The following is a 20,643-nucleotide window of genomic DNA, read 5'->3' as shown; positions in this document are numbered from 1 at the left end:
ACGGTCCTCAGTTACGCGGCAGGATACGCCGGAGATAATCACGATTGGTGGCGCTGACGGAAAGACCGTCGCCGCCGTAATGCTCACAAAGGAAGGCGCTGGCAAAGCCATGCTCGAGCGCCAGCTTGATCGCCGTCCGGTAATTGATCAGCCCGGATTCGAGCGGCACCGGATGGGTGGCGATCAGGCCGGCATGCTCGTCCTCCATGCGCATGTAGTTCTTGACGTGCCAGTATTTGGCGTAGGGCGCAACCTTGGTCATCATCTGCAGCCAATGTTCGACCGGACGGTGGAGGCGAATGAGATTGCCGAGATCGGCATTGATGCCGACATTGTGGAGCCCGACCTCCTCGACGAAGCGCACGGAGCTATCCGCGGTGCCGAGATAGGTGTCCTCGTACATTTCGAGCGAGACCTCGACCCCGACCTCTGCCGCATGGCGGCCCAGCTCTGCGATGCGGGCGACGGCCTTCTTCCATATGGCGGGGTCGTCGGGGTTTTTCGCACCCTGTTCAGTCCAGAACCAGAGCGCCTTCTTCTGTATGTCGGTGAGCGGCTCGAAGAAGCCGAAGGACACGCTGGCGGCGCCGATTTCGGCGACCGTATCGATGACGCGGTGGCTGTAGGCCAGGTATTCGTCGCCGCTGCTGACGTCGATGACGCTGCGTCGCGAGGTGGAAATGGCCGGGATGGTCATGCCGTGCGAGCCGACGACATCCAAAAACTCGCGGCGGCGCCCGGCCGAAAGATCGGCGACGCGCAACCAACTGTCTGTCGGGTCGATTTCGGTAAAGCCGGCATCAGCGACTTCGCCGACAGTCCGCGACCACTCCTCCGCGCTCTGATCCTGCACCGAGCGGCCATCGGCCAGCATGTTCGGATACTGGATCATGGCCGCTGCGATCGGCCAGTTGTCACGCGTCCATTTGCGGGTTGCGCCGGTCATTGCGATCCTCCCTTTTCATCAGAAAGCCCGCATCCTCTTGCGGGCCCGATACAGCCGGCGACACTCTCGCTGGCTGCAAAATCATGTGGTCATTTCGACCTGCTTGATCAGGCTGCCTTGGCAGCCTGGCGCTTCTGCGCCGCCATGCGCGCGGCGAGCAGAATGGCCTCGCGGCTGGCGCCGACATCGGCGATGCCCTTGCCGGCGATATCGTAGGCCGTGCCATGCGCGGGGGTGCAGAGCGGGAACGGCAGACCGCCCATCATCGTCACGCCCTTGTCGAAGCCCATCAGCTTCATCGCGATCTGGCCCTGGTCATGATACATGGTCAGCACCGCGTTATAGCCTTCCTTCAGCGCCCGCAGGAACACGGTGTCAGCCGGGAACGGACCTTCGACGTCGAAGCCGCGATCCTTGGCTGCTGCGACCGCAGGCTCGATGATGTCGATCTCTTCCATGCCGAAGCTGCCACCATCACCCGCATGCGGGTTGAGACCGGCGACGGCGACCTTGGGCGACGCGATACCGGATGCCTTCAGGCAGGCTAGCGTCAGTTCCAGTTCGGAGAGAATGCCCTCCACCGAGAGATGGGCGGCGACGTCCTTCAGCGGGATATGCGAACTGACGCGCGCGTTCCAGACCTTCTCCAGAACGTTGAATTCGCGGACCTTGCCCTTGAACGACAGGACGTCGGAGACGAAGCGGATCTCATCGTCATAGCCGGGATAGGCGTAGCGCATCGCCTTCTTGTTGAACGGCGTGAAGCAGACCGCATCCGCCTTGCCTGCATGCGCGAATTCGAGTGCTGCCCGGAAATTGCGGGTGGCGAAGGTGCCGCCGGCAAGCGTCGCCTCGCCGCGCGTCACCTCTTCTGGCGCAAGATGCGCGAGATCGACGAAAACGTGACGGGAACGGTCGGCGGCGGCGGCATCCTCGAGCGATGCGGAGGCGAGATCAAGCGTGACGCCGGCCTCCTTGGCGCCCTTGTCGAGAATGCGACGGTCGCCGATGACGATGATATGCGCTTTCGCCTTGATGTCACCAAGAGCGAGAAGGCTTGCGGTCAGTTCGGGGCTGATGCCGGCGGGATCGCCCATCGCAAGGGCGATGACGGGCCGGTCGTCTCTATGCGCGCTGATATCCACGATTTCTGTTCTCCTACCAAGATGGGCACCTTGTAGGCCATCCGGATTTCAAGAACAAGTCTTTTGCATTTTGTATGCAGCATTTTTTATTTGAACTGAAAGCGATCTGGTGTAACCCTAGAATCTAATGGCCCCGCAGCAGAAAGACCCGGCTTTCGAATGAGTGATGTATTGTCCGACCTGCCCGCATCGCATAGCGGGCGCATTCAGCGCACCGCTCTGCACGACACATTGGTCGGCCGGTTGCGGGATATGATCATCGAAGGCGAACTCGCGCCGGGCTCGCGGATGCACGAAAGCCAGCTCGGCGAACAGCTCGGCGTCTCCCGCACGCCACTGCGCGAAGCGATCAAGTATCTGGCGAGCGAAGGCTTGGTTGAGCTCGTTCCGAGCCGCGGCGCCGTCGTCAAGCGGTTCACCGGCAAGGACGTGCACGACATGATCATCGTGCTGAAGAGCCTTGAGGAACTCGCCGGCAACCTCGCTTGCGTGACGGCAACCGACGAGGAGATCGCTCGCGTCCGCCGCATCCACGACGAGATGCTGCGCTGCTACAAGGCCAAGGACAGGCTCAGCTACTACAAGCTGAACCAGGCCATCCACACCGAGATCAGCCAACTCACGCACAACGAGGCGCTCGCCAGCATGCAGGCGCTTTTACAGTCCCGCCTGAAGCGCATCCGCTTCATCGGCCATGAAGGGCCGGAGAAATGGGCGGCCGCGGTCGCCGAGCATGAGGAAATGATCACGGCGCTCGAAGCGCGGGATGGCAGGGCGCTCTCCGAGGTTCTCGGTCGCCACCTGCTGAAGGCCTGGGAGCGGGTGAAGGACTCCATCTAGGCCGTGGGCTCATGTTGCGCTGCGCGGCGTGCCATCAAGGAAGCCGGCGCCCTCCAAGGCTGCTGCGGTCGTGCCATTCAATCGGTCCATCGCCATTCGTTCGCGAGCGGGCAAGAAAGGCATTGGGCCGCCTTCAGCGGATCTGGCTGAGAGCTCTTCCCGGCGAGTAAGCTGGACTTGTTGTACGCGTGATGACGATATAGCGTATACGTCATCGAAACATTCATTGAAGTCCCATGTCATCGAATTCCGACCGGGTCGACATCGCCCATCGCACCCTTAGACAAGCCATCATCGAGCAGGCGATCAAAGCCGGCACCAAGCTGCCGGAGGATGAGATCGGCCGGCACTTTTCCATGAGCCGCACCCTGGTGCGCGCCGTGCTGGCCAAATTGCAGGCGCAGGGTCTTGTCGATACTTATCACAAGCGCACCGCCACGGTGGCGCAACCAAGCCTTGAAGAAGCACGCGATGCATTCGCCGTGCGCCGTGCGCTGGAGCGCGAAGTCATGAAGGCCGTGGCCAAGCGCTGGAGCCCGGCTATCGAGAAGAGCCTGCGCGAGCACGTGCAGGAAGAGGAAGCGGCCCATGCCAAGGGTGACGTCCGACTTTCGACGCGGCTTGCCGGTGAGTTTCATTTGAAACTTGCAGACCTTGCCGGCAATACGCTTCTGGAGCGCTATCTCTCCGAACTGGTGTCGCGCTGCTCGCTGATCCTCGCCATGTACAGCCGCCCGCATTCGAGCGAATGCGCCATCAGCGAGCACTCCGGGCTCATCGTTGCCCTCAAGAAGGGCGATATCGCCGCTGCCGAGCGCTTGATGGACGATCATCTGTCGTCTGTGGAAAGCCGTGCGCTGTTCGAGGACGAGCCTGCCGCCGAGCCTGATCTCGGCTCGATCCTCTCCCGCTTCTCCGCTCGCACCGCGGGCTGATTGCCGCTTTTTCAATCACGTATACATGATTTTGCATTTTATGTAGACGGAAAACCGCTCACGATTTTGCTCGCTTTTGCGTAACATCCGGCACCGCGCGTGTTTTATCTCAATGAATCCATACCTATAGGGCTTTTTCGCAGCGTTTGACGCGGCGATCGATACGGAATGGCATCAATTTTGCATACGTGATTACAGAGATCATGTAGCCAAGATTGTCATCATGCCACATACGATATCGCCACATACCGAACACCGCCTTGAGTTGCGAGGCATCCGCAAGGCCTATCCGGCCGTGGTCGCCAATGACGGGATAGACCTTTGCGTCCGTCCGGGCGAGATCCACGCCGTCGTCGGCGAGAACGGCGCTGGCAAGTCGACGCTGATGAAGATCATCCACGGCATGGTGCGCCCGGATTCCGGCGAACTCCTGTGGGATGGACGCGAGGTGTCGATCGCCTCGCCCGCCGATGCGCAGAAGCTCGGCATCGGCATGGTGTTCCAGCATTTCGCGCTGTTCGACACGCTGTCGGTGGCGGAGAACATCGCGCTGGCGCTGCCCGGCCGGCCGCCGATCGAACCGCTGTCGAAAAGGATCGCCGAAGTCGCCGCGCGTTATGGCCTGCCGGTCGAGCCGGAGCGGCACATCTATACGATGTCGGTCGGCGAACGGCAGCGGGTCGAGATCATCCGCGCGCTTTTGCAAAATCCGCGCCTGCTCATTCTCGACGAGCCAACCTCGGTGCTGACGCCGCAGGCGGTCGAAACGCTCTTCGTAACGCTGCGGCAGATCGCGGCCGAGGGATGCAGCATTCTCTATATCAGCCACAAGCTGAACGAGATCCGGGATCTCTGCCACACCGCGACGATCCTGCGCGGCGGCCGGGTGACCGGCATGTGCGATCCGAGGCAGGAAAGCCCGGCCTCGATGGCCCGCATGATGATCGGCGCCGATCTCCCGAGCTTTCGCCATCGCAGCGACACGTCGGCCGGCAAGACACGCCTCAGCGTTTCCGGTCTGACGCTCCCCACCCAGGACCCGTTCGGAACGGCGCTTGGCGACATCAGCTTTGCGGTGCGCGGCGGCGAAATCCTCGGCATCGCCGGCGTCTCGGGCAACGGCCAGCAGGAGTTACTGGCAGCACTCTCGGGCGAAACGCCGCTCTCGAACGCCGATACGATCACCATCGACGGCAAGCCGGCGGGCCATCGCGATCCTGCCGGCCGGCGGCGGCTTGGCCTCTGCTCCGTGCCCGAGGATCGGCTGAAGCAGGGCTCGGTTCCTTCGCTGCCGCTCCTGGAGAATGTCCTGCTCACCGCCAATCGCAACGGCGCCGTTCGCGCCGGCCTCATCCGCTTCGATCGCGTCAAGGCCTATGCCGAGCGCTGCATCCAGGCCTTCGACGTCAGGACACCCGGCGCACAGGCGCGGGCCGGCAGCCTGTCGGGCGGCAACCTTCAGAAGTTCATCATCGGCCGCGAGATCCTGCAGGAGCCGGGCGTACTGATCGTCTCGCAACCGACCTGGGGCGTGGACGTCGGCGCGGCACTGGTCATCCGCCAGGCGCTGCTCGACCTGCGCGATCGGGGTGCGGCGATCGTAGTTATCTCCGAAGAACTCGACGAGCTCTTCGAAATCTCCGACCGGATCGCCGTCATCGCCGGCGGCCGGCTGACGGCGGCCATACCGATTGCCGAGGCGAACCGAGATGCGATCGGCATTGCCATGTCCGGCCAAAGTACCGCTGACGAGCCAGATGAACGCGCCAGCAAGGAGCTTGCCCATGCGCTTTGAACCGCGCCCCAATCCCTCGCGCATCATGATCCTGATGTCGCCGGTCATCGCGATCGCGCTGACGTCGATCGTTGCCATGGTGCTCTTCGCGCTCGCAGGCCAGAACCCGCTGGAGGCGCTGATCACCTTCCTGACCGCGCCACTTGCCGATCTCTACGGTCTCGGCGAACTCCTGATCAAGGCCGCGCCCCTGGTGCTGATCGGCGTCGGGCTCGCGATCGGCTTTCGCGCCGGCATCTGGAACGTCGGCGCGGAAGGACAGCTGACCGTGGGCGTCATCTTCGCCGGTTATGTCGCGCTGAAGTTTGGGCCGACTGGTGGCTGGTGGGTTCTGCCCTTGATGGTGATCGCCGGCGCCGCTGGCGGCGTCTTCTGGGCAGCCATCCCGGCGCTGTTGCGCATCAAGTTCAATGCCAGCGAAATCCTGGTGAGCCTGATGCTCAATTACGTCGCGGCACTCTGGCTGTCCTGGCTGATCTTCGGCCTCTGGCGTGACCCGGCCGGGTTCAATTTCCCGCAGTCGGAGCCGCTGGCGCCGGATGCCCTATTCCCGATCCTGATCGAGGATACCCGCGCCAATGTCAGCGTGCTCTTCGCGCTGGGCGCGGTTGTCGCGGGCTGGCTGTTCATGAACCGCAGCTTCGCCGGCTTCCAGCTAAAGGTCACTGGCCTCTCCGAAGGTGCCGCGCGCTATGCCGGCTTCGGCGTCAGCCGCGCGGTCTGGATCGGCATACTGGCAAGCGGTGCGGCGGCCGGCATCGCCGGCGTCGGCGAGATCGCCGGACCGCTTGCACAGATTTTCCCCACCGCATCGCCCGGCTATGGCTACGCGGCGATCATCGTCGCCTTTCTCGGGCGTCTGCACCCCGTCGGCATCCTGCTCTCCGGCCTCCTGATGGCGCTGCTCTACCTCTCGGGCGATGTCGCGCAGATGTCGCTTGGCATGCCGTCCTCGATCACCGGCCTTCTGCAGAGCACACTCCTCTTCTTCCTGCTGACGACGGATGTCTTCATTCAATACCGCATCCGCTTCCAGTCCTCCAACCGGCAGGGAGCCGCCGCCTGATGGACCAGATCCTTCCCATACTCGTGGCCACGCTCGTTGCCGGCACGCCCCTGATCTACGCAGCACTCGGCGAACTCGTTGCCGAACGCTCAGGCGTGCTGAACATGGGCGTCGAGGGCATGATGGTGATCGGCGCGGTGATCGCCTTCATCGTGATGATGGCGACGGGCAGCCTGTGGCTTGCCGTCTTCGCGGCCATGCTGGCCGCCATGCTGCTCGCCCTGATGTTCGCGGTGCTAGCCGTCGGCTTCCGCGCCAACCAGATCGCGGTCGGGCTGGCATTGACGATCTTCGGCACCAGCCTCGCCTCGTTCATCGGCAAACCCTATATCGGTATGGCGATCGTGATCGAGCCTTCGGCGGCATCAAGGCTTGCCGCGAAAATCCCGTTGCTGGGCATGGTTCTCGGCCAGCTTCATCCACTGACGTGGCTGTCCTGGGTCTTCTTCGCCGGCGTCTGGTATTTCCTGAACCGCAGCCGCAGCGGGCTTATCCTGCGCGCCGTCGGTGAATCTCCCACATCCGCGCATGCGCTCGGCTATCCGGTCAACTTCATCCGCTATCTCGCCACGCTGTTCGGCGGCGCCAGCGCCGGCATCGCGGGCGCCTATGTCTCGATCGTTTACACCTCGCTGTGGACCGAGGGACTGATCGCCGGGCGCGGCTGGATCGCCGTGGCACTGGTGGTTTTTTCCACTTGGCGAGCGGGACGCTGCTTCCTCGGCGCCTATTTGTTCGGCGGTGCGACAATCGCGCAGCTTTTTGCCCAGAGCGCCGGCATAGGCCTGCCGTCCGAGCTCATGTCCGCCCTTCCCTATCTCGTCACCATCGTCGTGCTGGTGCTGATCTCGCGCAACGCCGCACTGATGCGCCTCAACGTCCCCGCTTCCCTCGGCAAGCCATTCGCCGCCGAGGGCTGAAACAGCCGTCCATCAACCAGATCAAACATCAACAGAGGGAACCGAAATGACCACATTTTCCAGACGCGACTTCCTGAGAACCAGCGCCGCCGGCGCGCTTGCGATCGGCGCGGGCGCAAGACCTCTTTTCGCCGCCGAAGAGCCCCTCAAGGTCGGCGTCATCCATATGGGCGCCATCTCCGATACCGGCTGGGAATATTTCCAGGCCAACGCCTGGAAATCGCTCGAAAAGGAATTCGGCGATAAGGTGAAGGTAACGGTGCTCGAAAACATCGCCCAAGTGCAGGATTGCGAGCGCCTGTTCCGCCAGCTTTCTGCACAGGGCAACAAGCTGATCTTCGGCACCACCTTCTCACAATACGCCTCGCTGAAGAAGCTGGCGCCGATGCTGCCCAAGTCGCATTTCGAATGCTGCGCCGGCATCGAGGCAGGCAACAATCTCGGCGTCTTCGAGGCCCGCCACTACGAGGGCACCTACCTCACCGGCATCGCCGCCGGCCGTACGACCAAGACCAACGTTCTCGGCTGGGTCGGCGCCTTCCCGGTGCCGCAGGTCATCTATAGCCTGAACGCCTTCCTGCTCGGCGCCCGCTCGGTCAACCCAGATGTGACGCTGAAGGTTGTCTGGGCCAACGCCTGGGTTGATCCCGGCAAGGAAAAGGATGCCGTCGCGGCACTGATCGCACAGGGCGCCGACGTCATCTCCGGCAGCCCCAACACGCCGGTGCAGGGATTGGCCGCCGAAGAGAAGGGCGTCTGGTCGATCGGCTCGACCGGCGATTTCTCCGCCTATGTAAAGAAGAAGCAGCTCGTATCCTTCGAGTTGGACTGGAGTGCCGCCCATATCAACGCCGCCAAGGCCGTCATGGCAGGCGACTGGAAGCCGGAAAGCCGCTGGCTGGGCCTCGGGCCGGGCGGTTACGTCAAGATGACGACGAGCAGTCCGGAACTGCCGGAATCGGTCGCCGCCGAAATGAAGGCTGCCGAGGCCGCGATCATCAGCGGCAAGCTGAAGCCCTTTGCCGGCGAGATCAAGGATCAGAAGGGTGACGTGAAGGTCGCCAAGGGCCAGGAACTCGCAGATGCCGACATCAAGGGCATGACCTGGCTGATCGAAGGCGTGCAGGGCACCTTGCCGCAGAACTGATCGGCGCCGCGCCGATTGCACGACATCGCTCCTCCCCTGGTTGGGGAGGAGCATCGCAAATGACGATAGAACAAAGACATCAAGGGAGACCCCGGTGACCGAAACACTGTTCACAAACGCCAAGCTGGCCGATGGCACGCTCAACGACATCCTCGTTTCGGACGGCCGCATCGCGGCAATCAACAAGGCTGGCACGCGCACGGCCGCCACCACGACCGTCGACATTGCCGGCGCGCTTCTGGTCCCGAGTTTCGTCGAGGGGCACATCCATCTCGACACCAGCTTCTATGGCGACAAGTGGATCCCGCACAAAGCCTGCACGAACGGCTTCGACGTGCATGAGCGCGTGGCCTTCCAGGCCGAGAACATGGCAAGTGCCGCGCCGATGGACGAGCGCGCCCGCAAGCAGCTCGATCTCTGTATCGCAAACGGTGCGCTGCAGATGCGCAGCCATGTGATGGTCGACGGCTCGGTCGGGCTGAAATCGCTGGAGACGATCCTTGCCGTTCGCGAGGCCTACAAGGACATCATCGACATCCAGCTCGTTGCGTTTCCGCAGAGCGGCATTCTGAAAAGCCCCGGCACGCCAGAGCTGATGGACGAGGCGATCGGCATGGGCGCCGATCTTGTCGGCGGGCTTGATCCGCTCTCCTTCGACCGTGACATCAAAGGGCATCTCGACGTGGTCTTCGGCATTGCCGAAAAGCGCGGCGTCGATGTCGATATCCATCTCCACGACGCCGGCACGATGGGCGCGATGACCATCGAGGAAATCTGCGCCCGAACGGTCGCACTCGGCATGCAGGGCCATGTCGCCGTCAGCCACGCCTATGGCCTCGGCGATCTCGGACCGGATGCCATCAAGAAGATCGCTGCTCTCATTGCCAAGAGTGGTGTCGCGATCATGACCAACGCACCGGGCAACCACAACTTCCCGCCGGTGGCGCTGCTGCGCGCGGCAGGCGTCACGGTCTTCTCCGGCAACGACAATATCCGGGATTCCTGGTGGCCCTTCGGCGATGGCGACATGCTGCGCCGCGCTGAGATCATCGCCTACCGCTCCGGCTTCTACACGGATACGGAACTCGCGGCCGCCTTTGACGTGGTGACTACAGGCGGCGCCAAGGCGCTTAATCTCGAAGGCTACGGCATCGCCATCGGCGCCAAGGCCGATTTCGTGACGCTTGCGGCCGAGCATATCCCGGAAGCCGTCGTCGCCATTCCGAAGCCCCGGCGTGTCTTCAAGGAAGGCCGATTGGTTGCAGAGAACGGAGCCGTGGTCCGCTGATGAACTACCGGAGCCGGCAGACCGCAACAGCCGTCGCGCAATCGCGCGACGGCATGGTGACGACACCGCATTGGGCGGCGAGCGAGGCCGGCGCCAAGGTGCTGGCGCGCGGCGGAAATGCGATCGAGGCGCTGGTCGCCGCGGGCGCCGCGCTCTCCGTCACCTATCCGCATTTCTGTGGTCTCGGCGGTGATGCCGTCTGGATGGTCTGCGACCGGGATGGCGACGCACGCACCTTCCTCGGTATCGGCAAGGCGGCCGCGAATGCCGAGATCGACGGCCCGATCCCGCCGCGCGGACCGGCTTCGACGCTGACCACCGCCTGCCTGGTCGATAGCTGGGAGAAGGTGCTCGATCATTCCGTCGCGAACTGGGGCGGTTCCGAACGGCTAGCCACGCTGCTCGACGACGCCATAACGCTCGCCGAAGAAGGCTTTGCCGTCAGCCCGTCGCAGACATTCTGGCACGATTTTCGTGCAGACGAATCCGGGACATGGCCGGGCTTTCGCGACCTCTTTCAGCGCGACGGCACCCAGCGCCAGCCGGCTTTGGCACAAACCCTCAAGGCCATCGCCGCGAATGGCGCCAGGGAATTCTACGAGGGCGAACTGGCAGACCGGATAGCGCAGGGTCTTGCCGCCGCAGGCTCACCGTTGACAGCCGCCGATCTCGCGGCGACGCGAACCCGCATGGTGGAGCCTGTGCGGCTCGCCTATGGCGACACCGTTCTGCTGGCACCGCCCCCGCCGACCCAGGGCGTAACGACGCTGGGCATCATGGCCGTGCTCGCCCAGCTGGCGCCGAAGGACAAGGCGCCCGACAGCGCTGCCTATTACCATGCGCTAGTAGAATCCGTGAAGCAGGCCTTTGTCGACCGTCATCTGATCGCGGATCCCGAATTCGGGAGCGACGCCACGAAAATGCTTCTCGATCCTGCGCGCTTCGCCGCAAAGGCTGCGGCGATCGACCCCAGCCGCGCCGCCGCCTGGCCCGTGCCCTACAGGCAGGGCGACACCGCGCTTCTCGCCGCGGTCGATGCCGAAGGCCGCGCCGCCTGCCTGCTGCAAAGCATCTATTTCGATTGGGGGAGCGGGGTGGTTGCCGGCGACACCGGCATTCTCTGGCAGAACAGAGGCGCTGCCTTCACCACCGACCCTGCAAGCCCGAACTGTATCCAACCCGGCAAACGACCCTTCTACACGCTGAACCCCGGTCTCGCGCTCAAGGGCGGACGTCCGCATCTGGTCTACGGGACGCAGGGTGCGGATGGCCAGCCGCAGACGCTGACGCTGCTGCTCAGCCTGCTGATCGACCATGGACTTGATCCGCTGGCCGCATTGTCCAGGCCGCGCTTCCTGCTCGGCCGCACCTTTTCCGATAGCCGCGACAACCTGAAACTCGAGGAGGATATCGGCGCCGACACGCTCGCGGCACTCAGCGCCATGGGCCACGAAGTCGCGACCATCTCTGCTCTCAGCCCACTCGGCGGCCAGGCAGGCATCATCCGCATCCACGAAAACGGACGAATGGAAGCAGCCCACGACCCTCGCAGCGATGGCGGAGCCATCGGCCTATGAGCAGCATGTCCGATCATCTCTTCGACCTCATCATCCGCAATGTCCGTATCGAGGAAGACGGTGCCCTCGTCGATATCGCGGTGCGCGATGGGCTGATCGCCGCGATCGAGTCTAACTTCCGCTGCGATGCCGTCTCGAACTTCGATGGAAAAGGCAACTTCGCGTTCGGCGGTTTCGTCGATACGCATGTGCATCTCGACAAGGCCTGCATCCTTGATCGCTGCTCGATCTGCGAGGGAACGCTCGCCGAGGCGGTGCGCGAGACGGCACGCGCCAAGTCCGGCTTTACGGTGGACGACGTTTACGAGCGAGCCGCCCGCGTCGTCGAGAAGGCAATCGCGCACGGCACGGTGCGGATGCGGACCTTCGTCGAGATCGACCCGCGCGCCGGTTTCCGTTCCTTCCAGGCGATCAAGCGCATCAGGGCGGATTACGCCTTCGCGATCGACATCGAGATCTGCGCCTTCGCGCAGGACGGCCTCACGAGCGAGCCCGAAACCTTGGCCATGCTCGACGCAGCGCTCGCCGAGGGCGCCGATCTCATCGGCGGCTGCCCCTACACCGACCCCGATCCTGAAGCCCACATCACCAGGATCTTCGAACTAGCAATGAAACACGACGTCGCCGTCGATTTCCACCTCGACTTCAGCCTCGACCCCAACAAGACCGACCTGCCCGCCGTCATCGCGGCTACGAAACGCCACGGCTGGCAGGGCCGCGTTTCGATCGGCCATGTCACCAATCTCTCGGCATTGCCGGAGGCATCGGTAATCGAGATCGCAAAGAACCTCTCGGAAGCAGGGATCGCGCTCACCGTCCTGCCGGCCACCGATCTATTCTTGAACGGTCGCGGGCAGGACCATCTGGTGCCGCGCGGCGTCGCCCCCGCCCATATCCTCGCGGCACACGGTGTTGTCGCCTCAATCGCTACCAACAACGTCCTCAACCCGTTCACGCCCTACGGAGACGCCTCGCTGATCCGGATGGCCAATCTGTATGCCAACGTCGCGCAACTCTCACGCGACGCTGAGATATCCGGCGTATTCGACATGGTCGCACGCTTCGCCGCCCGCCAACTCGGAGTGCCGCATGGCCTCACCGTAGGCAAGGAGGCGACGATCATCCTCATCGACGCAGTCGGGCCACGAGCCGCCGTGCGCGAAATCGGCCGCGTTGTCGCGGGCTGGAAAAGCGGGCGTCCGAGTTTCCACAATGGCGACCCGCATATTTACAGGTCGAGCCGGCAGTCTGTTGAGTGAAAGGACTGAGCCAGAAGGGACCCGCGCCTGCAGAACGTACAGGTCAACGAGCCGCGGCTTGCCTTCAGCATCGATAGGACCAAGCCGCCACGCTAGGCGTGCGATCGGATCGATCAAGGCGGGCGGCGTGGAAATCGGCAGAGCGAACACGCAGCGCACCACAAGCGCTAACGGCAATAGCGACCACTCTGGATGACGCCTTAGAACGTCACCATCAGCCGCGCGTTCACGCCCTGATCAACGACGTCCCGGGACAGGGCCGCGTTGTAGGAGAGGCCCAGCTTCATATTGTCTGAGACGAGAGCGTCGAAACCGAGTTCGATAAGCGCGGCATTTCTCGTTGCGCCAAGCCCGGTCACGCCAAAGGACGAGCCGCCGGAAAAGGCAACGACATCGACCGGCGAGAGATCGCCGAACGCATACCGCCAGCCGATCATCCCTCTGGCCTCGACCGTGACGTCCTCGATTGCGAAGGCGGACGTTGTTCGCAATCCCAATGTGGTCAGCCCGACATTGTCGTTACCGTCGTCCATATGGAGAGCCGCGCTCCCGCCGGTTTCGGTGAAACCATCCGAGCGAACATTGACGTAGGCGGCGCCGGCGAATGGTTCCAGCGTTGCCTGACCGAGATCGGTCGCGTAGCCGACTTCACCGAAGATCTGCGCGGTCGATGCCGAGTAGCCGCCCGAAAGCCTTTCGTTGAACCCGGTGAAGACGACGTCGCGTGTCGTACCGAGGTCGTGCCAGGTGTAGGCAATCCCCCCTCTGACCCTGACCTGGCCGAAGTCCGCCCCGGCGTAGGCCGCAATGTACCAGTCGTCGCTATTCGCGCGGGTATTACGGCCATCATCGTCGAAAGACGATCTGCTGTAGCCGCCGGCGAGGCCGATCCTGACGTTATCGCTCATTTCGCCATCGCCGCCGAAGAAGAAGCCGCCGATGGAGCGGTCGAGAGCGGATGCGTCCGAGGTTGCGTCGCGGCTGGCCCATGAGCCCACGCCTTGAAGCCAGAAGCCATTTGCGGCCTCTTCGCTACGCGCCGTCGGGCCGGGTCCATAGAGCCGGTCGTTGATCGCATCACGCACGAAGCGGCTGTCGTCGATCATCGAGGAGCGGATGGATGCGTAGCTCTGGCCCGAGAGCTGATCGAGGGCCGTGTCGATGGCGGTCGTGGAGACCTGCCCCACGATGGCGTCGAAAACGGGATTGCCCGAGCCCAATGACTGCACGCCGGTTCCCGTGCCAATCCGCGCGAAGGTCCGCGCCGCGATGGCCGATGTGATGGGCTGGCCGTTATAGGTCACATCGAGATATCCGCTGGAGGCGTCGTATGCAAAGGCCAGGTCGGCCAGCGGGAGTTGTTGGGGCGTGTTGGCAAAGAGACCGCTGACGCCGCCGGTGGCCGAAATCAGCGTATAGCGGGCCGGACGAAAGAACGAGCCGACGAGATCAAGCGACGAGCCGCCGATCGTGGCGATGCCGGTGACGTCGAGAAGATCGCTCGTGCCCACAAGGCCCGCATAGCCGATATCCGCGCGATAGGTCGAGCCGGGCGCCAGCAGCAGGTTGCCTGCGATGGATAGCACGCCGATATCGTGGCCGGTGCTGCCGGGCGAAATGAAGCCTCCTGCGTTTACCGTCGTCGACGGCAAAGTGCTGTCATAGCCGGCGATCGTGCCGCTGGAATTCACTGTGAGCGAACTGGAGCTCGACAGGTTCATGCCGTTGATCGCCAGGGTGCCGCCGTTGACGATTGTCGCGCCGGTATAGGCCGCCGTTCCCGAAAATATCTGTGTCCCGGCGCCAGCCTTGACGATACCGAGCGGACCGGCGGAGAAGCTGCCCATAAACGCCACTTGCCGCCATGCCGCCGTATCGATGGTCAGCGTCGCTGCGCCGCCCGACGTGCCAACGTTTCCGGCCCCTGCGAGCGAGCCGATCGTCGCCACATGTCCCACGAGGTCGAGGCTGCCGTTGACGATAAAGCCGCTCGTTGGAGACAGCACATTGTCTGCGCCCGCCTGCAAGGTGGCGGCGGATCTGATCGTCGTATCTCCGCTGTAGCTGTTCGTTCCCCCAAGGGTGAGCAGGCCGCTTTGCAGCGTCAGCGCGCCGCCACCCCTTATCCCGCCCGATATGGTCGTGCTGCTCGCGCCGATCGCCAGCTCACCGTCTGAAATCAGGATACCGCCAAGAAGGGTTGCACCGGTCGAAAATCCGAGAAAGGTCGAGCCGCCAGTCTGCAACCCGTCCGCGCGCGTGGCGCCATCGCCACTCAATCCGCCATTGATCGCGCCGCCGTTGATGATCGAGAGGTCACGACCGATGATGCCGACGCCACCCGCACCGGCCGCTCCCGTCGTGCCAAAGAGGCCGCCCGACCCACCGGCTCCGCCTGCACCGCCCGTGATCGTAGCACCCGCGCCGATCGTGACCGCCGTCGGAACGGTGGCGAGCAATCCAGGGCCGCCTGCACCGCCTGCGCCGCCGGTGGATCCCGGTGAGCCACTGGCCGCCCCGCCCGCGCCGCCTGCCCCACCTGACAGCGTCGTGCCCGGTGCAACGTCGTAGGGAACGCGCTCTTGCGCCTGCGAATAGGCCGGCAAAAGAAAGGGAATAGCGCAAAGCGCAAGCGCAATGCGAAGAGCATGACGAGAGTGTGCCCCGGCAATATGCTTGCCGTGGCTGGTGTTGCGATGACGAGATACGCGCCAACGATCGATAATGGACTTGTTCCCTCTGCCCAGAACCACAGCGTAAACAAGTATTTGCGAATTGTCTAATGAATATGAGCCGAAGTCTTCATTCAATAAGAGTGGCATCTACCGCTAAGGAAGCTGCTTGAGCCCTCGGCGCTTCGCTAATCCGACTTGATGCTGAGATCCGTGCGCATCTGATCGAGCAGCACCGCAATCTTCTCCTTGAGTTCCGTTGTTCCAAGGCTGGCTGGATAGGAAATCGCGACGCCGAAAATCTCGAGCGTTTCGGGATCACGCATGGCGACCCCTTGAGAGGATACGCCCTCGACGATCTCGTTCGAGGCATAGGACCGGCCGGTTGCGCGGATCTTGCCGATTCGCTCCTTCAGCTCCTCGTGATCTCTGGGCGTATTTTCCGAGACGTAAGGCAGTGGGTCGGGCACACGGCCCTTCCAGACATGATCCTCCAGCAGGGCCAACATGGCGCGGCCGTTGGAGGTCGCATAGGCCGATGACTTATAGCCGGGTGTCGAAGCGATCGCCAATGGGCTGGATCCACGCACCACGCGCAGCACCATCAGGTCAAAGCCATCGAACACGGTGATGTAACCCGTATGCCCCCCAATATCGCAGATCTGCTTCACCCGCGTGTAGATCATGTCGAGGAAGTGGTGGCGGGAGCGAAAGATCTGACCGAGCTCGAACAGGCGCATGCCTGGCGCATAGAGCCTGGTCGAGTGATCATATTCGACCAGACCGGCGGCAACGAGGCTCTTCAGAGCCCGGTGCACAGTGGCCTTGGGGCGGTCGAGACGGCGCACAAGCTCGGCTTGTCCAATCGCCGGCTCCTCCAGGGAGAAGCACTCGAAAATTGCAATCGCATCGTCAAGAACGCCCATTCACCTACCCCTAATTGCTTTGACGACCATATTTGTTCCACTATTGAAATTCGGTGTCAACTTTGAAACTCTTTCTAGACTCGCTTGAAAAGCTCGCCTACAAATCTTGCACGAACAAGAGAAGCTGAATTTTGAGGCAACCGCCCGCAGTGGCGATAATTGCCCAAGAGCACAGCTCGGGAACATTCGAGCACGGACCAGAACGGCCGGCTCACTCGCGTGATCTAGGATTGACATATGTTAGCTACTGGCCAGACGACCGGTAAGCGCCTGCGTGCGGGCGTGGATATCGGCGGCACTTTCACCGACTTCATCCTTTTCGACGAGAGCGCGACTGCGATCCGTCTGCACAAGTGCCTGACCACTCCAAAGGACCCCTCCCAGGGCGCATTGGGCGGTCTCGGAGAACTGGTCGCGGCTGCCGGCATCGGCATCTCCGACCTCTCCGAGATCGTCCACGGCACGACGCTGGTCACCAATGCCGTCATCGAGCGCAAGGGGGCCGCCGTCGGCCTGATCACCACCGAGGGTTTTCGCGACATCCTCGAAATCGGCACCGAGCAGCGTTACGATATCTATGACCTGACGCTGGCATTCCCGGCGCCGCTGGTCGAGCGCTCGCGCCGCCTGGAAGTGTCCGAGCGTATCGATGCCGATGGTAATGTCATTCTCGAACTCGATGAGGTCGCGGTTCTCCGCGCCGCCGAAGCCCTGAAGAAGGACGGTGTCGAGGCGATCGCCATCTGCTTCATGCATTCCTATCGCAACCCGAGCCACGAGCGCCGCGCCCGCGACATCATCGCCAAGGCCCTGCCCGAGCTTTCGATCTCGATTTCCTCGGAAGTCGTTGCCGAGATTTCCGAATATCAGCGTTTTGTCACCACCTGCGCCAATGCCTATGTGCAGCCGCTGATGGACCGTTACCTGCGCAGGTTCGAGGGCGAGCTGGCAAAGCTCGGTTTTGCCGGCGATTTCCGCCTGATGCATTCGGCCGGCGGCCTGGTGTCGCTGGAAACCGCCCGTGCCTTCCCGATCCGCCTTCTTGAATCCGGCCCGGCCGGCGGCGCGCTTGCCACAGCATGGTTCGGCAAGAATGCCGGTCATGACAATGTCATTGCCTTCGATATGGGCGGGACCACTGCAAAAGCCTGCCTGATCGAGGACGGCAAGATCGACATCGCCTCCTATCTGGAAGCCGGTCGTGAGCATCGTTTCAAGAACGGTTCCGGCCTGCCGATCAAGTCGCCTGTTGTCGACATGATCGAGATCGGCGCCGGTGGCGGCTCGATCGCCTCGATCGATGGCGTCGGCCTTTTGCAGGTCGGCCCCCATTCCGCAGGTTCAGAACCCGGTCCGGCCTGCTACGGCCGGGGTGGAGCGCGGCCGACCGTCACTGACGCCTCGGTCGCGCTCGGTTATTACGACCCGTCCTTCTTCCTCGGCGGACGCATGACGCTGGATCTCGACGCCGCTGAGGCGGCGCTCGGCACGATCGCCAAGCCGCTGAACATCTCGTCCGTGGAAGCGGCCTGGGGCATCCATCAGGTCGTCAGCGAAAGCATGGCGAGCGCTGCCCGCATCCATCTGGTCGAAAAGGGCAAGGATCCGCGCGGGTATTCGATGATCGGTTTCGGCGGCGCCGGCCCGGCATTCGCCGCCAAGGTCGCCCGCATTCTCGGCGTTTCCGAAGTCATCATTCCGCCGGCAAGCGGCGCGGCCTCCGCCTTCGGCTTCCTCACCGCACCGCTTTCCATCGATATCGTCCGCTCCCACCCGATCGCGCTGTCGGAAAAACTGGAAGCAGACACGCTCAACGCCATCATCGAGGAAATATCCGAGGATGGCCGCGTGCAGCTGCGCAGCGCCGGTGTTGCCGACGCCGACATTCTGGTCGAGCGCTCCGCCGACATGCGCCTCGTCGGCCAGCTGCATGAAATCAACGTGCCGCTGCCGGCCGGCAAGCTGGATGCCGGCGCCTATGCCGAAATACGCGGGGCATTCGAGGCCGTATACAGCGCGCGCTACACCCGCGTGCCGTCCGAAGCGAAGCTCGAAATCCTCTCCTTCCGCATCCGTGCTTCCGGCGCCGTGCCGCAGCTGACCGTCCGTCAGGCCGGCATCGAAGGCGGCGCGACCGAAGCCAAAAAGGGTACGCGCAAAACGTTCTTCGGCAGCGACTGGGTCGATGCCGGCATTTATGACCGTTACGCGATGCGTCCGGGCATTCTCGTCGAAGGTCCTGCCATTATCGAGGAACGCGAATCCACCACCATCATCCCGCCGGGAGACAAGGTGACGGTCGACGAGACCGGCAACCTGCGCATCCAGATCGCCGAAACCGCCAAGGGCGCGACGATCGTCGACGAGACCATGTCGCTCGAAGAGGCAGGCCGCCGCATCCAGTCCGATCCGATCGCGCTGGAAGTCATGTGGAGCCGCCTCGTCAACGTCGCGGAAGAAATGTGGTCGACAGTCTGCCGCACCGCGTTTTCGCTGATCATCTCCGAAAGCCAGGATTTTGGCTGCGCCATTCTCGATCCGGATGGAGAGACGCTGGCCCACTCCGCCCGCGTCATGCCGGTCTTCAACCTGACCCTGCCGATGGCAGTGAAGGCGATCATCGAGCGTTACCCGGTCGATACGATGAAGCCGGGCGATGTCTATATCACCAATGATCCGTGGCTCTGCGCCGGTCACCTGTTCGACCTCGCCATCGTCACGCCGGTCTTCCATCGCGGCCGCGTCGTGGCACTGATGGGCACGGTCGGCCATGTCGGCGATATCGGCGGCAGCCGTGACGGCCTTAATGTCACCGAGCTTTACGAGGAAGGCATCCAGATCCCGGCCATGAAGCTGGTGCGCGAGGGTGTCGAAAACGAAGACCTGTTCCGCCTGATGGCGGACAATATTCGCGATAGCGATCAGGTTCTCGGCGACGTTCGCTCGTTCATCTCCGCCAACGAAACCGGCTCGGCCCGCATGCGCTCCTTCATGGAAGAGTATGGCATGCACGACTTGAAGGCCTTGTCGCATGTCGTGCAGTCGCTGTCCGAAAAGGCCATGCGCGATGCCGTCACCAAGCTGACGGACGGCGTCTACTATTCGGAGATTTCCAACAATCCGATGGGCTCGACCATGACCTTCCCGCTGAAGGTAACGGTCAAGGGTGACGAGATCGAACTCGATTTCGAAGGCGCACCGCCGCAGACAGTGAAGGGCGGCATCAACTGCACCCTTTCCTACACGACGGCACATGCCACCTACCCGATCAAATGCATGCTGACACCGGGCATTCGTGGCAATGCCGGTTGCTATCGTCCATTCACGGTGAAAGCACCGAAGGGTTCGATCCTCAACTGCGAAAAGCCGGCTCCGGTTTCGCTCCGCACCCGCACCGGCTGGTATCTGGCGCCGAACGTTTTCCGAGCACTCTCGGAAGCGGCACCGGACACGGCGCAGTCCTTCTCCGGCCTGCCGAGCCTGATGAGTTTTTACGGCAAGTCCATGGAAACGGGCGCTTTGTTCTACGAACTGCTGCTGCTTGGCGGCGGTCAGGGTGCATCACAGACCAAGGACGGCAAATCCTCGCTTCTTTGGCCGACATCTGCGGCAACCTCGTCGCTGGAAATGTTCGAAACCCGCTCGCCTATTGTCATCTGGGAAAAAAGCCTGATGACCGACAGCGGTGGCGCCGGTGAAAACCGCGGCGGCCTCGGCGTTCGCGTCCGCATCTCGCGCCGCAATGCCAAAGGTCACCCGATCAAGGCGATCGTTTCGCCTGAAGGCGTCGACCTTCCGGTCGAAGGCCTGTTCGGCGGCAAGCCGGGCAAGACGGCAACCGGCAAGATCCTGTCGCATGCCAGCGGTGAGACAGTGCAGGATTGCGGCACCGGCGCGATCGTCGATCTCGTCGATACCGATGCTGTCGTGGAACTGACGCTGGCCGGCGGCTCCGGTTACGGCGACCCGAACAAGCGCGATCTCGACAAACTCGATGACGACGTGCGCCAGGGTTACGTGAGCGCTGAAGCGGCCGAAGCCATCTATGGCCGCACCGCCCGCAGCGAGGAACGCAAGAAGTCCGATACCGCAGCCTGAACGATAAAATTCCGGCCGTCTTAAGGGGA

14 protein-coding genes are annotated in these 20,643 nt (G+C 62.9%); 10 read left to right on the top strand and 4 right to left on the bottom strand.

All coding sequences use genetic code 11. The annotated features are described in order from the left end of the window. Positions 1–7 precede the first annotated feature (7 nt). A complete protein-coding gene (locus D460_RS0107160; protein ID WP_018897846.1) occupies positions 8–946 on the bottom strand; it encodes a sugar phosphate isomerase/epimerase family protein in 939 nt (312 codons plus the stop codon). A gap of 107 nt (positions 947–1,053) precedes the next feature. Continuing rightward, positions 1,054–2,043, bottom strand: a complete 990-nt coding sequence (locus tag D460_RS0107155) for a 4-hydroxythreonine-4-phosphate dehydrogenase PdxA (protein ID WP_051110777.1) — start codon at positions 2,041–2,043, stop codon at positions 1,054–1,056. A 207-nt stretch (positions 2,044–2,250) separates the two neighbouring features. Between D460_RS0107155 and D460_RS0107150 the strand changes: the two genes are divergently transcribed. From D460_RS0107150 to D460_RS0107110, 9 genes are all read left to right on the top strand, one after another. Beyond that, positions 2,251–2,931: a GntR family transcriptional regulator gene (locus D460_RS0107150; protein WP_026282882.1), complete on the top strand. Its 681-nt coding sequence runs from the start codon at positions 2,251–2,253 to the stop codon at positions 2,929–2,931. Between the two features lie 236 nt (positions 2,932–3,167). Continuing rightward, positions 3,168–3,866: a GntR family transcriptional regulator gene (locus D460_RS0107145; protein ID WP_018897843.1), complete on the top strand. Its 699-nt coding sequence runs from the start codon at positions 3,168–3,170 to the stop codon at positions 3,864–3,866. 223 nt (positions 3,867–4,089) lie between these two features. Beyond that, positions 4,090–5,661, top strand: a complete 1,572-nt coding sequence (locus tag D460_RS0107140) for an ABC transporter ATP-binding protein (protein WP_037110915.1) — start codon at positions 4,090–4,092, stop codon at positions 5,659–5,661. Further along, positions 5,651–6,727: an ABC transporter permease gene (locus D460_RS0107135; RefSeq protein ID WP_018897841.1), complete on the top strand. Its 1,077-nt coding sequence runs from the start codon at positions 5,651–5,653 to the stop codon at positions 6,725–6,727. The genes D460_RS0107140 and D460_RS0107135 overlap by 11 nt, the downstream gene beginning before the upstream one ends. Next, complete coding sequence (locus tag D460_RS0107130; protein WP_018897840.1) at positions 6,727–7,647, top strand: ABC transporter permease; 921 nt, start codon at positions 6,727–6,729, stop codon at positions 7,645–7,647. Before D460_RS0107135 ends, D460_RS0107130 begins: the two co-directional genes overlap by 1 nt. 46 nt (positions 7,648–7,693) lie before the next feature. Beyond that, positions 7,694–8,794 (top strand): BMP family ABC transporter substrate-binding protein, encoded by a 1,101-nt coding sequence (locus tag D460_RS0107125; protein ID WP_018897839.1) that lies wholly within the window; start codon positions 7,694–7,696, stop codon positions 8,792–8,794. 94 nt (positions 8,795–8,888) lie between these two features. Continuing rightward, positions 8,889–10,082 carry an amidohydrolase family protein gene (locus D460_RS0107120; protein WP_018897838.1) on the top strand — a complete coding sequence of 398 codons (1,194 nt, stop codon included), beginning with the start codon at positions 8,889–8,891 and terminating at the stop codon, positions 10,080–10,082. Then, positions 10,082–11,659, top strand: a complete 1,578-nt coding sequence (locus tag D460_RS0107115) for a gamma-glutamyltransferase family protein (RefSeq protein ID WP_018897837.1) — start codon at positions 10,082–10,084, stop codon at positions 11,657–11,659. The genes D460_RS0107120 and D460_RS0107115 overlap by 1 nt, the downstream gene beginning before the upstream one ends. Next, on the top strand, positions 11,656–12,918 hold the full coding sequence (locus D460_RS0107110; protein WP_018897836.1) for an amidohydrolase family protein: 1,263 nt from the start codon (positions 11,656–11,658) through the stop codon (positions 12,916–12,918). Before D460_RS0107115 ends, D460_RS0107110 begins: the two co-directional genes overlap by 4 nt. Positions 12,919–13,118: 200 nt before the next feature. On the opposite strand, the gene D460_RS0107105 is transcribed toward D460_RS0107110, so the two are convergent. Both D460_RS0107105 and D460_RS0107100 read right to left on the bottom strand, forming a co-directional pair. After that, positions 13,119–15,524: an autotransporter domain-containing protein gene (locus D460_RS0107105; RefSeq protein WP_026282880.1), complete on the bottom strand. Its 2,406-nt coding sequence runs from the start codon at positions 15,522–15,524 to the stop codon at positions 13,119–13,121. A 254-nt stretch (positions 15,525–15,778) separates the two neighbouring features. Next, complete coding sequence (locus tag D460_RS0107100; protein ID WP_018897834.1) at positions 15,779–16,516, bottom strand: IclR family transcriptional regulator; 738 nt, start codon at positions 16,514–16,516, stop codon at positions 15,779–15,781. Positions 16,517–16,753: 237 nt separating this feature from the next. On the opposite strand from D460_RS0107100, the gene D460_RS0107095 reads away from it, so the two are divergent. Next, the gene (locus D460_RS0107095; RefSeq protein WP_018897833.1) at positions 16,754–20,614 is read left to right on the top strand and encodes a hydantoinase B/oxoprolinase family protein; all 3,861 of its coding nucleotides are present in this window, start codon (positions 16,754–16,756) and stop codon (positions 20,612–20,614) included. Positions 20,615–20,643: the final 29 nt, after the last annotated feature.

This window comes from Rhizobium sp. 2MFCol3.1 (assembly GCF_000377565.1).
Classification (GTDB): domain Bacteria; phylum Pseudomonadota; class Alphaproteobacteria; order Rhizobiales; family Rhizobiaceae; genus Rhizobium.
Note: the sequence above shows the minus strand (reverse complement) of the source record. Positions and strands in the feature narration are given on the sequence as shown.